Genomic DNA, 13,453 nt, shown 5'->3' on the forward strand with positions numbered 1-13,453 from the left:
CCCCACTGCCCGTTCCTCGCTCGCAGGACGCCCGGAGGGCACTCGGACAGACGCATCGGCGACGAGAACCACAATGGGCGCCGGCGAACGCCTCACCCCCCAGCCCGCGCAGAACGACGCTCAACCCCGCCCCTTCGGCCACACCCACTACACACCGCCCAAGCCGGCCGGTGGAATGCAGTCGGTGTCATGGCCCTCCAACCGCACTGCCGCTCCGGTGCTTCGCCCCGGCGAAAGGATCGGCCCGGCTGTGCGGGCAGCGATGGCGCAAGACCACGGCGTCTCCGAGGCGCGAAGGTGTGGGCCCGCGGATCGACCTGCGCCGGATGCCATGGGTGGCAGGGCGATGACATCAGGGATGATGAGTGGATGTTCGTCCGTACGGAACCCCTGCTGCACGCCTCGCGGCAACCCGTGCCGGTTCGGGTGCACACCCCCATCGGGTCCGCCGTGGTGCTCTGGCGTGGTGATCCCCGAGAGGCAGACGGCCGGCACCTCGTCGAATGGACCGTCGACGAGGACATCCAGTGGGGTCGCAACACCCTGGCGGCCTCTGTCACCGGGCCGGAACTCCGGCAGGAGGGCGACCAGGTGATCATGAGCGGCCGCCTCCACCTGACCGACGACGGCGTAGCCCGCCTCCAGATGGGCCACTGGTCCGTGCTGTTCGATCTGGCCTCACCCCTCCCCGGCACCCGGGACGGTTCCTGGGTACGGATCAGCGTCGAATGGGACAGTGTCGCCCTGTACCCCTACCGCACCTGATCTCCGAGGAACCCGGATGCCGACGGCTGCCTTGGCGAAGGCCTCCGCCGCTTCGGGCTTGGGGCGGGCCGGCTGCTAGAATGGACGTGTCGGCCTTCGGCGCCCCTCTTGGGTGCGCGCGGAGGCTTTTTTCATGCCTTCTAACACCTCCGTCCCCAGCCCGCTCCCCACCACCGGCTACCGCGCACTGCTCCGCAACCGTGAATTCGCCGGGCTGTACGCCAGTTTCACCCTGACCACCGCCGCCGGCACTCTGTCGGGCTTCGCCCTCGGAACGCTGGTCAGCCACCAGACCCGGTCCCCGTTCCTGACAGCCGTGAGCATGTACGGCGCCACGTTCGCAACGGTGCTCGGTGCGTTGACGCTGATGTCGGTCGCGGACGGACGCCGTCCGCGCCGGACCCTCGTCGGGCTCCAGTGCGTCTCGCTCGCGGGTGTTGCCGCGCAGGCGGTCCCGGGGCTGCCCCTGGGTGCCCGGTTCGGACTGCTCCTCGTACTCGGGTTCTTCCAGTCCCTGGGGACGGGAACCCGGATGGGGCTGCTCGCCGAGGTGGTGCCGGTCTCCGCGTACGCACTGGCCCGTTCGCTGATGAACATCACCTCGGGCGGCATGGCCGTCCTCGGCTACGCCATCGGCGCCGTACTCCTGCGGTATCTGACCCCGCAAGGGGTGTTCGTCGCCGCGACGGCGCTGACCGGAGTCGGAACGGTCATCGTGGCGGCGACCGTGCGGGACCGGTCGATCCGGCTGACCCGTCGCCCCGGACTGCGTCAGACCTGGACGACGAACACCGCCCTCCTCTCCCACTCCGGCCAGCGCGCCCTGCTGCTGAACCTGTGGATCCCCAACGGCCTGATCGTCGGCTGCGAGGCCCTGTTCATCTCCTATGCCCCCCAGCACGCCGGCGCCTTCCTGGCCGCCGGATCCGCGGGCATGCTCCTCGGTGACCTGACCGTCGGGCGGCTGCTCAGCGCCGGACAGCGACGGCGCCGGGCATTCGCCCTGCGGTTGCTGCTCGCCGTCCCCTACCTGCTGTTTGCCGTCCACCCGCCGCTGCTCGTGGCGACGGCCGCGGTGTTCGTCGCCAGTACCGGGTTCGCCGCCACCCTGCCGCTCCAGGAACAGCTTCTCGCGTTGACCCCCGACCCGGTCCGGGGCCAGGTCCAGGGAGTCGAGTCCGCAGGTCGGATGACGTGGCAGGGCATCGGCGCGGCGATCGCCGGCGGCCTCGCCGAGCACTTCACCCCCGGTACGGCCATCACTGCCGTGGCCGCGGTCTCCGTCGCCGTCACCGTCCTCTCCCGGCCCCACGTGATCCGCGCCCGGGCCGTGCGCGTCGAGACGACCGGCGCATAGGTCAGACCTTGTCGTACGTTCCGGTGTTCCAGAGGGCGCCGCCCTTGCCGGGTCCGCCGGTCTTCTTGTAGACGACGAAGTTTCCATCGTCCTGGAGCAGGGCCCAGGCATCCGGGTTCCCGCCGGTGCGGGTGCGCCAGCGGACCAAACCGTTGGCGTCCCCCTGGGTCAGGGTCAGGTCGCCCTGGTCCTTGTAGGCCATCTGCAGGGTCACCCGGGAGCCGCCCCCGTACGTACCGCTGTTCCAGACGGCCTTGCCGTCGCTCTTGCGGTACATGACCAGGTTGTTGTCCTTCTGGAGCACCAGCCACACGGTGGCGGACTGGGCCCAGGCACCCGTCCACCAGCCTTCCACGGCCGTCGCGAACCCTGAGCACAGCTGGTTCTGGCGCTCCCGGCTGCCCGTGGACCACATCTGGGTGGCGGCGCTGCTCCCACGACCCTCGACGACGAACTCGCCTTCGAGGAGGGATGCCTTGGGGGTGAAGGCGGTGCTGGTGCCGTAGGTCGCGGTGTGCCAGAGGCCGCCCCCCGTCTGGGGGCCGCCGCCCTGCTTGTAGACGACGAAGTTGCCGTCCTCCTGCATGGTGGCGTACGCACCCGGGTTCCCGTAGGTGCCGCTGCTCCACAGCGGGAGCCGGTAGCCACCGGGGGTGCCGAGGGCGTAGAGCACCAGGTTGCCGTCGGGCTGCATGACGAGCTCGGTCGTGCTCACCTTGTCCACGAGACGTGAGCCCGGCTCCAGCCGCTGGCCCGGATAGATCGTCGCGAGAGTGCCGCCCCTGGAGGAGCGGCACTCGGCCGGACCGGCCGCAGCGGCCGGGGTGGCAATCGCCGGGACCAGGACGGTCACTGCCGAAACGGCGAGCACGGATACGAGCGCTCTGCGGAGCGCGCGGGCACGCATGATCGAATTCCCCCCAAAGGAACCTGTGTGCCCTGTCGACCGAATCGGGCACGTGAGGGGCTCTTTCTACACGGCTGCGCCACGGGGTCGTCGACCGGCCCGCGCGAGTGGGTGTTCGAGTGATCCGAAACAGCAGTTCGGGGCTGAGCCCGGTGCGCCGTCGCCCGTGGAGGAGCCTGGTACCTAGCCTGGTACCTAGTCGGCGTCGAGGGGCGCGGCTTCGCCCGGTCGGCCGCGGGTGGCGTCGGCCGTCTGCCGGCTCGTGGGGCGGGTTCGCTCCGCCCACGCGGCCACCGGTGGGCCGGCCGACCCCACAGCCGCGAAGAACGCGCCGAGCAGCAGCCAGCCCGCGTGCCCGAGTCCGAGGACCGCTCCCGTGAGGATCACCGGAGCCAGGGCCTGTCCGGCGTCGAACCCGATCCCGAACAGGCCCTGGTACTGCCCCTGTGCGTGGTCGGGGGCGAGACCGAAACCGAGCGCGAAGCCGGCCGAGGACTCCCACACCTCTCCGAGACTGTGCACGCAGACGGCGAGGACGGCGAGCACCGGCGCGATCCAGACCGGAACGTCCGCGGTCAGCGCCATCAGGGGGCAACTGACCAGGAAGAGCAGCCCGGCGAACCGGAACGCCCGGCCACCCTGGCGCACGGTCTCCACCCGGGAGCCGATCCTGCTCTGGAGCAGTACGCACACCCCGCTGTTGACCGCGTACACGGCCGCCACGGTCCACCGGGGCGCGTCGGTGTGGGCGGACAGCCAGATCGGCAGCAGCAGGGAGACGGTCTGGTACTGCAGGCCCATGGAGCTGTAGAGCGCGACGAAGGACACGAAGGGCCGGTCGGCCAGCACGGCCCGGCCGTGGTGGTCCGGGGGACGGGGCAGGGGCCGGTAGTCCGGGACGGCGATCAGGGCGATCAGGCCGGCGCAGGCGAAGCTGGCGGCGTTGGCGAGGATGAGCGCCGTGTACGCCGGGCGGGTGTTGACGCAGACGGCAACGGCGGCACCCAGGGTGCCCAGGACCACGCCGAGGTTGACGAACGTGCGGAGCTTCGCCCTGAATGCGGCCGGGCGCTCGCCACCGGCGCGGGCGATGAGCGCACCGCCTGCGGCGGCGCCCGCCGTCGCTGCCAGCCGGTCCAGGGTGGCGATGAGCGTGAACGTGGCCCAACTGCGGATGAAGACGAAAGCCGCCATCGTCACGGCTTGCAGCGCGATGGACGTCAGCCAGACCGTGCGCGGCCCGTACCGGTCGGCCAGATTCCCTGCCGGGATCCCGGCCAGCAGCCCGGTCAGCCCGGCGATGGTGAGGCCGACACCGACCTGCGCGGCGGGCAGGTGCACGACCAGCGTGAAGTAGAGCGCCGAAGCGGTGTTGAACAGCCCGTTGCCCACCCGGCTGACGAAGCTCGCGACGATGAGGGCGCGCTGCGGACCGTCCGGCGCCGGCAGGCTCGATATCCGCTCTTCGGGGCCCTTCTCGATCATGCGGAGCAGGCTAGCAGCGCCCCTTGCAGGACCCTGCGGGTGAAGGCGACGGCGGAATCCGACACCATGGCACGGCCCCGGCCCGGGCCCTGGCACCGGCCGCGCGCCTACCCCGACCGGACCCCGGCCCCGGCCCCGCGCCGGGCGCCGACCCCGGCAGCGCGGCGTGCCCGGGTGAGGCCCGAGCCTTCGGTGTCACTGACGTGGCAGCCTGGAGGCGTCCGCCGTGCATACCCGCCGGGGCGACGGGTACGACGCCGGTCGTACAGGAAGGTCGCGGAAGCGACCGAGGCGAGGAGGGGTGCCGGAAGTGATTCGAAAGCTGCAGGCGATCGCGCTGGACTGTGCCGATCCCGAACGGCTCGCGGCGTTCTACGCGGATCTGCTCGGCGGCCGGGTGGTCCCGGATCCGGAGGATCCCGACTGGATCGAGGTGCACGGGTTCGAGGGAACACCGTTGGCCTGCCAGCGGGTCGACGGCTACCGGCCGCCGCAATGGCCCGGCCAGGAGCGTCCGCAACAGCTGCATCTGGACTTTGACGTGGACGACCTCGACGCGGAGGAGGAGCGGGCGCTCGCCCTCGGCGCAACCGTGCTGGAGCGGACGGACCAGCTTCGCCCGGAGGCCAATTGGCGGGTCTACGCGGACCCGGCCGGCCATCCGTTCTGCCTCTGCCTCCACTGATCCACCAACGCGTGACGGGTGGGCGGCCGACACCGCAGGCGTGCCCCATGCGGCCGCACCGATGACGGGGTCGATCGCGGCGGCCACGTCCTCGGCGACAGGGGCGGGCCGGTAAGCGTCCCGGGGCCACGGCCGTCCGTTCGACACCCCACGGTCCTGCCGGCCGGGCGGGCTTCCCCGGAGACCGGCTTGCTGCCATCGCCTGTCAAGGGGACGCGAGCGGGTGGGGGTGATGCTGGCCGGCCAACTGGTCGCCAAGAGGGCTGCGGCGGTACAGAACCTGCCGTCCGTCGCGAGCCCGGGTCAGAAGGCCCGTGGCGTGCAGCACGCGCAGGTGCTGGGATACGGCACTCGGGGTGACCCTGAAGCGACGAGCGATCTCGCTCGTGGGCAGTGGCTCGTCGAGGAGGGCGAGGAGTCTCGCCCTGGGGGCGCCGAGCAGCGACACCAGGGCAGTTGCGTCAGGGGTGGGCGCCGGGGTCCACAGCGTCGCCACTCCACGGCTTGGGTAGGACAGCGCCGGCGGCTCCTCCGGACTGACCGGAGGTGCGGGCTTGTGAGCGAACACCGACGGCAGGAGCAGCAGGCCCCGACCGGACGCCGCGACGCGGTACCTGCTGATCATTTTTTCGATGTGCAGGGCACCGTCCTGCCAACGGAGGTTCGGGTGCATGTCCGCGAACAGAAGGCGGGCGCCTCCCACGGCCAGTTGCCGTGCGCGGTAGGTCATGTCGGCTTCCAGCAACAGTCGGATCTGCGCCCACATCGGCTCGACGGCGATCTCCCAGTACTGCCGCAGGAGCTCGCAGAGGGCATCGCGGAGTGCGATGACAGCTTCGTCGGCGGCGGCTGTGGCATCGCGCAGGGCTTCGGGAAGCGGGTCCGGCGCGTGCGTGGCCAGCAGATCGCGGCGCACCGTCCGGGGAGGGGTCCGGCGGACGACGGCCAGTTCTTCTTCGAAGGCCGGGGCGAAGCTGGTGGGCCGCGGGGTGAGGAAGTCAGGGAGGGTGCGCCTGGCCGAGACCAGGGACATCAACAGACCGGTGTCGAGGACTCCGAGTCGGCCGAGAACGGATCTGCGCCACGGGAGGTGCAGCGCGGACAGGCCCGGATCCTGCAGCACCCGTAGGCTGACCACGGTCTCGTGCAGGGGCGAAACGGCGAACCTGGTGTCCGCGAGATCCTCGACGTCGAGCACAAAGCTGATCATTAAGCCGTACGCTACATCGATTGGCAACGGCAAGCAGGTGCCGTGGACTTCGCTCCATGGCGCACACAACTCCTCAGCGGCACACGGCAATCGTCACAGGCGCGGCACGCGGCATCGGCGCCGCGGTGGCCCGACGGCTGGCGCACGACGGCCTGGCCGTCGGCGTGATCGACCTGGACGAGGCGGACTGCGTCGGCACCGTCGAAGCCATCACCAGCAGCGGCGGATCAGCGACAGCCGTCGCCGCCGACGTCTGCGACGAGACCGCGGTGACGGCCGCCGTCGCCCGGATCGCCGCCGTCTTGGGGCCGCCGACGGTACTGGTCAACAACGCCGGCATCGGTCCCCGCGCCGAGCTCGTCGAGATGAGCACGCAGCAGTGGGACACCGTCACCGGGGTCAATCTGCGCGGCCCGTTCCTTCTCGCCCGGAGCGTCTGCCCGCACATGATCGCGGCTGGGTGGGGGCGGATCGTGAACATGTCCAGCATTTCCGCAGTCGGTGATGCCGCCCGCGTCGACTACAGCAGCGCGAAGGCCGGTCTGATCGGCTTCACCAAGTCACTGGCCCTGCAACTCGGGCGGCACGGCATCACCGCCAACGCCATCGCTCCGGGCTTTGTCGTGAGTGACATGACCCGGGCGTCCGCCCGGAGGCTCGGCCGCGACTTCGAGGAGTTCCGGCGCAGCGCGGCGCAGTCCATCCCGGTCGGACGGGTCGGCGAACCGGAGGACATCGCACACACGGCCTCCTTTCTGGTGAGCCGCGGGGCGGGATTCGTCTCCGGCCAGGTGGTCTACGTCGCCGGCGGACCGGTGGACTGAGGATGAACCGTCGGATGACCCTGCTCCTGGCCGTGACCTGTGCGGTGGCCGTGGGCAATATCTACTTCCCGCAGGCGATCATCCCGCTGGTTGCCGCAGGGTTGCATGCTTCACCCGATGAAGCCTCCTTGGCCGTGACCGCCACCCAAGCCGGTTACACGGGCGGAATGTTCCTGCTGGTGCCCCTCGGCGACCGGCTCCCCCACCGCTCCTTCCTTGTCACACTGCTCGCCCTGACGGGCCTGGGCCTGCTTGCCGCGGGATGCGCCCCGAGCCTGCCGTTCCTCCTCGTCGCCAGCGCCCTCATCGGCATCACCACCGTGGCCGCTCAGGTCGTCGGCCCGCTGGCAGCCGGACTGGTGGCCGCCGATCGCCGGGGAGCGGTGATCGGCACTCTGCTCAGCGGCTCGATCGGCGGCATGCTGCTCGCCCGGGCCTTCAGCGGTTGGCTGGGCGAAGGGCTCGGATGGCGAGTGCCCTACCTGGCGACCGCGGTCCTGACCCTGCTGCTCGCCGGCATTCTGGCCCTCACCGTGCCCGTCGCGACCCCGCCCTCACGTCAGCCGTATCCAGCGCTCCTGGCTGAGTCCCTGCGCCTGCTGCGCACCGAGCCGGACCTGCGTCGCTCCTGCTTCTACCAGGCAATGGTCTTCGCCGGATTCTCGGCCGTGTGGACGTGCCTGGGGCTCCTCCTTGGCGGTCCGGTCTACGGCATGGGTGCCCAGGCCGTAGGACTGCTCGCCCTGGTCGGCGGCGCAACCATGCTCTGCACCCCGCTCGCCGGACGCCTGGTGGACCGTCACGGCCCGGACCCGGTGAACCTCGTCTGCATCCTCGCCGTCCTCGTCTCAGCCGCGGTCCTGGCTGCCGGCGCCTGGGGCGGCGTACCCGGGCTGACCGCTCTGGTCGTCGGAACGCTGCTGCTCGACATCGCGATGCAGTCCGGCATGGTCGCAAACCAGGCCCGGGTCTACGCCCTGCGTCCCGACGCCCGCAGCAGGCTCAACACCGCCTATATGACCTGTGCCTACCTGGGCGGCAGCGCGGGTTCCTGGCTCGGCGTACGCGTCTACGGCCAGGCCGGGTGGCGCGGCGTGTGCGCGCTCGTGGCGCTGCTCGCTGCACTGGCCATAGCCCGTCACCTCGTGGCGCTGTCCATGTCTTCGTCACCCTCGCGGAGGGGATCCGCGAACTCACCCTCGTCCGGGGGGACGTCCGGGATCACGACGTCCGAGATCACGACGTCCGAGATCACGACGTCCGAGATCACGACGTCCGGGATCACGGCCACGCCCACGCCGTCACAGAACAGGGGGGCCTGACACAGCCTGCCATGCAGTCCATCTCGTCCTCCGTCGTCGCCGCAGCGGGCGCGACCACCGCGGGCGCACGCCCCGCCGCCTCCGCCACTGTTCAACTCCCCCGGAGCCGTCCACCCTCACGCCGGGGCCGCGGTGATCTCGCCCTGCGGGCTGCGCGGGCCCGGCACCGTCCTGGCCATGGCGGTCGGATCCAGGTCCAGACGGCTGTTCACGTCCAGCTCGAAGCGGCCGTAGAGGGGTTCACATGCGTCCAGAACAGCGGTGACAACGCCCGTCGGTCCGCCTCGGTGAGCTTGTCCGCCCACTTCGGGCCGGCTTCCTGGCTCTCCTTGTCGGCCCCGGCCGGACCGCCGTCCTTGCCGGAGAAGAGGTCCGTGTTCGCGGAGTTCCAGCGCCGTGCGTGTCGTTGTACTGCCGGTCGACGACCACCAGGACAGGGCTCCGAGCCCGTGCGGAGCGCGGCGCGCGGTCGGGCGCCGACCGTTCCGGCGCTGCCTGCGGATCAGCCCGCGTAGTCCCGGATGACGCGGCCGGCCAAGGCGGCGCGGGCCGGGGCCAGTTCCTGGGCCACTGCCGCGGCACGCTCCTCGTCGTACGTGACCTGCGCCGGGTACGGGCCGGATGCCGCGGCACACCGGCGGCGCAGGTGGGTGGGCGGATGGGTGCTGTCCACGCTGTGGCCGCGCAGGGCCGCGACCCTGCGCAGGCGCTCGTACTCGTGCTCCGGTACCGCGCCCATGCGCTGCGCCAGCCGCTCCCACAGTCCCTGTTCCGCCCGCTCGCGGGCCTCGCGTCCGGCCGGGCCACCCCGCATTCCGGCGGCCACCGACTCGCGGAGCAGCTCCGGACCGACCGCCGGCATGAGCAGCATACGGTCCATCAGACCCGTCGCCGCTTGCGTGGAACCGGCCCGGGCCGCACTGGCGTCGGCCAGGTACTCGGCACGCTGCGAGGCGCGCAGCGTCAGGTGGTCGAGGAGTACGAGCAGTCCGTAGACCGCCCATCGGGGCAGGAACGTCACGGCGTTCACGAACCGGTCGAGGAGGCCGCACGGCGGGATCGGCGCCAGCATGTGGAACCAGGTGGCCAGCGCGTCCACCGCGCCTCCCGTGACGATGCCGCGCCGGGTGTCCCCGTGGGCGAAGTGCCCCAGCTCGTGGCCCAGCAGCGCCACCCGCTCCTGGGGCGGCAGGATCTCCCACAGGCCGAGGCCCAGGACCATCATGCGACGGGCACGCCAGCCGTACGTGGTCACCCCCGCGTTGGCTGCGGGAGTAACCACCACGGCATGCACGCCGGCCGTCCCGACGGCGGTTCCCACCTCGTCGATCAGCTCGAACAGCCGTGGCGCGTCGGCGCGGTACAGCACCGGCGCTTCCTTCGGCAGCCGCGGCGGCCGGGGCCGCAGCAGCGCCGCGAGGCCGAGCAGCAGCGCGCCCAGCACGGGCTGGATGCCGGTGTCCCAGCCCAGCACCACCAGCAGGACCCCGGCCACCGCCAGCATCACGGTCACCCCGTGCACCATCAGGGAGAGTACGAACGCCGACACGGTTGCGGCATCGCGGCCCACAGGCCGGCTCCGGCCCCCGCTCTGCTCCATCTCGGCGGCGAGCTGCTCCCCGTACGCGTGTGCCAGTCTGCGCCGCACGGCCGCGATCCGGCCCGGTTCGGGGTCCGGTGCACCCGGGTCCACGTTCCAGTCACACGCGGCGCACCAAGCGACGAACCGGTCGTCCACCGGTACCGCGGCCCCGCACTCCGGGCACCCCCGAACGGACGTCGTCTCTGCGGTCCTTCTGCTTTCCATGGCTCCCTCCCCGCCACGGGCCGGAGAGGTCCGCGGTCCGGGCAGGATAGGGCGCCCGCCCCGGCCCGCGAAACTCCGTTTGACCTGCAGCGTTCTCTCCGCGTGCGCATGATCGTCCGGTGCCCGGTCCTCGTCTCGGCCGAGTTGCGGGACCGGCCGGGTTGCGGGGCCGGTGCCGGGGATCGCGGGCGTCCGGGGGCGGGTTCCGGCGGGGCCCGAGGGCGTCGACAGTCTGCCTTAATACCCGTTCAGCAGATGATCACTTCTGCTGATGGCGGTGCGTGGCCAGGATGAGGGCATGCAAAGGATCTGCGTCATCGGCGGAAGCCGTTACTTCGGAAAGCTCCTGGTGGAACGTCTGCACGCAGCGGGCCACCAGGTCACTGTGATCAACCGCGGCTCCACCCGGCCGCCCGCCGGTGTGGAGCACCTGACCGTCGACCGCAACGACGAGGCCGCCCTGACGGCAGCGCTCGGCTCCCGGACCTTCGACGTGGTGGTCGATCAGATCTGCTACACCCCCGTGCAAGCCGCGATCGCCGCCCGCGCCTTCGCCGGCCGCACCCGGCGGTACGTCATGACGTCGACGATCGAGGTCTACGACCCGGCGACCGCCGCACTGCCGGCCGTACCGCCGGGCACGCCGGTGCCGGAGGAGACCGTCGATCCCGCCGCCTGGACCGTGGACCTCGGACTTCCCTGGGACGACGACGCCTACCTGGAGGCGCACTACGCGGAGGGCAAGCGCCAGGCGGAGGCCGTCCTCAGCCGCGCCACCGGCTTCGAGTTCGCCTCGGTGCGCAGCGCGCACGTACTCGGGGGTGGCGGACGGGAGTTCACCGGCCGGCTCGCTCACTACGTCGAGCGCATCACCCGGGGCGAGGAGATCGCCGTGCACGCGAACGCGCTGCCCACGGCGTTCGTCCACTACGAAGAGCTGGTGGACCTGCTGCTGTGGGCGGCTGCGGCCGAGTTCACCGGCCCGCTCAACGCCTGCTCCGAGGGCCCGCTCGACGTGTACGGGCTCACCGCGGTCATCGGTGCGTCGGTCGGACGGGAGCCCGTCCACCGGAGCGTCCCGGCAGGAGCGGAGGCGTCGCCGTTCTCCTTCGACCGCCACTACGCCATGAGCAACGCCCGCGCGACGCGGCTGGGCTTCGCCTTCTCCCGTACCTCCGACTGGCTGCCCGGCGCCGTCGCCGAAGCCGTTTCCGAAGTCGTCGCCGAAACAGTCGCCGAATCCGTCACCGAAGCGGTCGCCGAAGTGGTCGCCGAATCCGCCATCGAAGCCGTCATCGCCTGACGAACGGAGCCACCGCCATGCAGTACCGCACCATCGCAGACACCACCGTCAGCGCCATCGGCCTGGGCGCCATGCCGCTGTCCATCGAACACCGTCCGGACGAGACCCGGGCCGTCGCCACCCTGCACGCCGCCCTCGACGCGGGCGTCACGCTCATCGACACCGCCGACAGCTACCACTGGCACGCCGACGAGACCGGCCACAACGAGCTGCTGATCGCCCGCGCCCTGGCCCGCTACGGCGGCGACACCTCACGCGTCCTGGTCGCGACCAAGGGCGGCCGCGGCCGGCCCGGCGACGGCGGCTGGACCGTCGACGGCAGGCCGGAACACCTCAGGCGGGCCGCCGAGGCCTCCGCCCGGCGCCTGGCCGTCGACGCCATCGGCCTCTACCAGTTGCACAAGCCGGACCCCTCCGTGCCCTGGGCGGAGTCGGTCGGCGCGCTGCGCGAACTGCTCGACGCCGGCACGATCCGCGCCGCCGGCATCTCCAACGTCACCACCGCGCAGATCCTCGAAGCGCACGCGGTCCTGGGCGACGGACTCGCATCCGTGCAGAACCAGTACTCGCCGGCCGTGCGCGACGGCGAGGCCGAACTGCAGCTGAGCACCCGGCTTGGCCTGGCGTTCCTGCCCTGGAGTCCCCTGGGCGGCATCTCGCGAAGCTCCCTCGACGGCCCCTCCGGCCCCACTTCGGCCGGCACCGCGTTCCATCGCGTCGCGGACGACCGCGGCGTCAGCCCGCAGCAGATCGCGCTGGCATGGCTGCTCGCGCGCTCCCCCGCGGTGATCCCGGTACCGGGGGCCGGCCGCCCGGCCTCCATCGCCGACTCGGCCAAGGCCGCGGACCTCGAGCTGACCGCGGAGGAACTGGCGCGGCTCGATGCCGCGCCGCCCGCTTGAGGCACGCGGTCCCGCCGTGCGTCCGGTCCGGGCCGGTCCGGGCGGGGAGGGCGGCGTACACGTCGACGGGAAGCATGGTGTTCACTCCTGCCGTGACGGAACACCAGGACGAGACCAGGGCCGCCTACGACGGGGTCGTCGACCTCTACGCCTCGATGTTCGCCGACGGGCTGGAAACACGGCCCTTCGCGCGGAACATGATCGCCACCTTCGCCGAACTGGTGCGCGGGGCGGGGAACCCGCGCGTGGCCGACGTCGGGTGCGGGCCCGGACATGTGACGGCCATGCTGCACGACCAGGGGCTGGACGCCTTCGGCCTCGACCTCTCACCGGGCATGGTCGACCACGCCCGTCGGGCCCATCCGGCGCTGCGGTTCGACGAGGCCCGGATGGAGGCCCTGCCGATCCAGGACGGCGCGCTCGGCGGAGTCCTGGCCCACTACTCGATGATCCACACCCCGCCCGGGGAACTGCCCGCGCTGCTCGCCGAGCAGGTACGCGTCCTGGCGCCCGGGGGCCTGCTCCTGGTCTCGTTCTTCGCGACCGACGGACCGGAGCCGGTCCGCTTCGACCACAAGGTGACTCCCGCCTACAGCTGGCCGGTGGACCGGTTCGCCGAGCTGCTGGCCGCAGCCGGCCTCGCACCGTTCGCCCGGCTGGTCCACGACCCGGCCTCCGAGCGGGGCTTCCTCGACGCCCACGTGCTGGCCCGCCGCCCGTAGCCACGGAGCGCTATCGCATAGCGGACCGCTCGACCGGTCGGGCAGGGTGCGCGGTGATGAGTCATCACGACGACACCCGCGGGCCGGCGCCGCCGCCTGGTACTGGCTCCGCCGCCCAGTCGGTTGGTGCGGGTCCCGGGCAGCGGCGTCCGGGACTTCCCCCG

13 protein-coding genes are annotated in these 13,453 nt (G+C 71.7%); 8 read left to right on the top strand and 5 right to left on the bottom strand.

The features are described from left to right. The first annotated feature begins 369 nt into the window (after window positions 1-369). A complete protein-coding gene (locus ACIPK4_RS33590) occupies window positions 370-765 on the top strand; it encodes a hypothetical protein (protein WP_402319928.1) in 396 nt (131 codons plus the stop codon). Window positions 766-898: 133 nt separating this feature from the next. Beyond that, window positions 899-2,122 carry an MFS transporter gene (locus tag ACIPK4_RS33595; RefSeq protein ID WP_402319931.1) on the top strand — a complete coding sequence of 408 codons (1,224 nt, stop codon included), beginning with the start codon at window positions 899-901 and terminating at the stop codon, window positions 2,120-2,122. Window position 2,123: 1 nt separating this feature from the next. On the opposite strand, the gene ACIPK4_RS33600 is transcribed toward ACIPK4_RS33595, so the two are convergent. After that, a complete protein-coding gene (locus tag ACIPK4_RS33600) occupies window positions 2,124-3,029 on the bottom strand; it encodes a hypothetical protein (RefSeq protein WP_402319933.1) in 906 nt (301 codons plus the stop codon). A gap of 195 nt (window positions 3,030-3,224) precedes the next feature. Beyond that, a complete protein-coding gene (locus ACIPK4_RS33605) occupies window positions 3,225-4,514 on the bottom strand; it encodes an MFS transporter (RefSeq protein ID WP_402319936.1) in 1,290 nt (429 codons plus the stop codon). A gap of 310 nt (window positions 4,515-4,824) precedes the next feature. Here ACIPK4_RS33605 and ACIPK4_RS33610 point away from each other — a divergent pair, with 310 nt between their 5' ends. Further along, window positions 4,825-5,199 (top strand): VOC family protein, encoded by a 375-nt coding sequence (locus ACIPK4_RS33610; RefSeq protein ID WP_376202998.1) that lies wholly within the window; start codon window positions 4,825-4,827, stop codon window positions 5,197-5,199. Window positions 5,200-5,404: 205 nt separating this feature from the next. Here ACIPK4_RS33610 and ACIPK4_RS33615 read toward each other — a convergent pair whose 3' ends face one another. Next, the gene (locus ACIPK4_RS33615) at window positions 5,405-6,409 is read right to left on the bottom strand and encodes an ArsR/SmtB family transcription factor (RefSeq protein ID WP_402319938.1); all 1,005 of its coding nucleotides are present in this window, start codon (window positions 6,407-6,409) and stop codon (window positions 5,405-5,407) included. A 56-nt stretch (window positions 6,410-6,465) separates the two neighbouring features. Between ACIPK4_RS33615 and ACIPK4_RS33620 the strand changes: the two genes are divergently transcribed. Together ACIPK4_RS33620 and ACIPK4_RS33625 are read left to right on the top strand one after the other, a co-directional pair. Then, window positions 6,466-7,233 (top strand): SDR family oxidoreductase, encoded by a 768-nt coding sequence (locus ACIPK4_RS33620; protein WP_402319941.1) that lies wholly within the window; start codon window positions 6,466-6,468, stop codon window positions 7,231-7,233. Window positions 7,234-7,247: 14 nt separating this feature from the next. Beyond that, window positions 7,248-8,555: an MFS transporter gene (locus tag ACIPK4_RS33625; protein WP_402319944.1), complete on the top strand. Its 1,308-nt coding sequence runs from the start codon at window positions 7,248-7,250 to the stop codon at window positions 8,553-8,555. A 116-nt stretch (window positions 8,556-8,671) separates the two neighbouring features. Here ACIPK4_RS33625 and ACIPK4_RS33630 read toward each other — a convergent pair whose 3' ends face one another. Together ACIPK4_RS33630 and ACIPK4_RS33635 are read right to left on the bottom strand one after the other, a co-directional pair. Next, window positions 8,672-8,860: a hypothetical protein gene (locus ACIPK4_RS33630; RefSeq protein ID WP_402319947.1), complete on the bottom strand. Its 189-nt coding sequence runs from the start codon at window positions 8,858-8,860 to the stop codon at window positions 8,672-8,674. Between the two features lie 197 nt (window positions 8,861-9,057). After that, on the bottom strand, window positions 9,058-10,362 hold the full coding sequence (locus ACIPK4_RS33635) for a M48 family metallopeptidase (RefSeq protein ID WP_402319950.1): 1,305 nt from the start codon (window positions 10,360-10,362) through the stop codon (window positions 9,058-9,060). A gap of 298 nt (window positions 10,363-10,660) precedes the next feature. On the opposite strand from ACIPK4_RS33635, the gene ACIPK4_RS33640 reads away from it, so the two are divergent. The 3 genes from ACIPK4_RS33640 to ACIPK4_RS33650 all read left to right on the top strand — a co-directional run bounded on the left by ACIPK4_RS33640 (window position 10,661) and on the right by ACIPK4_RS33650 (window position 13,289). After that, window positions 10,661-11,665, top strand: coding sequence for an NAD-dependent epimerase/dehydratase family protein (locus ACIPK4_RS33640; RefSeq protein WP_402319953.1), 1,005 nt, complete (start codon window positions 10,661-10,663; stop codon window positions 11,663-11,665). 17 nt (window positions 11,666-11,682) lie between these two features. Further along, window positions 11,683-12,567, top strand: a complete 885-nt coding sequence (locus ACIPK4_RS33645) for an aldo/keto reductase (RefSeq protein ID WP_402319956.1) — start codon at window positions 11,683-11,685, stop codon at window positions 12,565-12,567. Window positions 12,568-12,659: 92 nt separating this feature from the next. Next, complete coding sequence (locus tag ACIPK4_RS33650) at window positions 12,660-13,289, top strand: class I SAM-dependent methyltransferase (RefSeq protein WP_402319959.1); 630 nt, start codon at window positions 12,660-12,662, stop codon at window positions 13,287-13,289. The last annotated feature ends 164 nt before the right edge of the window (window positions 13,290-13,453 follow it).

The organism is Streptomyces sp. NPDC086989 (assembly GCF_044745505.1).
Taxonomy (GTDB): Bacteria; Actinomycetota; Actinomycetes; order Streptomycetales; family Streptomycetaceae; genus Streptomyces.

Coding starts and splice junctions, on each gene's coding strand:
- ACIPK4_RS33605 (WP_402319936.1), bottom strand. CDS start 4,514: ATGATCGAGAAGGGCCCCGAAGAGCGGATATCGAGCCTGCCGGCGCCG.
- ACIPK4_RS33625 (WP_402319944.1), top strand. CDS start 7,248: ATGACCCTGCTCCTGGCCGTGACCTGTGCGGTGGCCGTGGGCAATATC.
- ACIPK4_RS33615 (WP_402319938.1), bottom strand. CDS start 6,409: ATGATCAGCTTTGTGCTCGACGTCGAGGATCTCGCGGACACCAGGTTC.
- ACIPK4_RS33620 (WP_402319941.1), top strand. CDS start 6,466: ATGGCGCACACAACTCCTCAGCGGCACACGGCAATCGTCACAGGCGCG.
- ACIPK4_RS33595 (WP_402319931.1), top strand. CDS start 899: ATGCCTTCTAACACCTCCGTCCCCAGCCCGCTCCCCACCACCGGCTAC.
- ACIPK4_RS33590 (WP_402319928.1), top strand. CDS start 370: ATGTTCGTCCGTACGGAACCCCTGCTGCACGCCTCGCGGCAACCCGTG.
- ACIPK4_RS33635 (WP_402319950.1), bottom strand. CDS start 10,362: ATGGAAAGCAGAAGGACCGCAGAGACGACGTCCGTTCGGGGGTGCCCG.
- ACIPK4_RS33645 (WP_402319956.1), top strand. CDS start 11,683: ATGCAGTACCGCACCATCGCAGACACCACCGTCAGCGCCATCGGCCTG.
- ACIPK4_RS33640 (WP_402319953.1), top strand. CDS start 10,661: ATGCAAAGGATCTGCGTCATCGGCGGAAGCCGTTACTTCGGAAAGCTC.
- ACIPK4_RS33600 (WP_402319933.1), bottom strand. CDS start 3,029: ATGCGTGCCCGCGCGCTCCGCAGAGCGCTCGTATCCGTGCTCGCCGTT.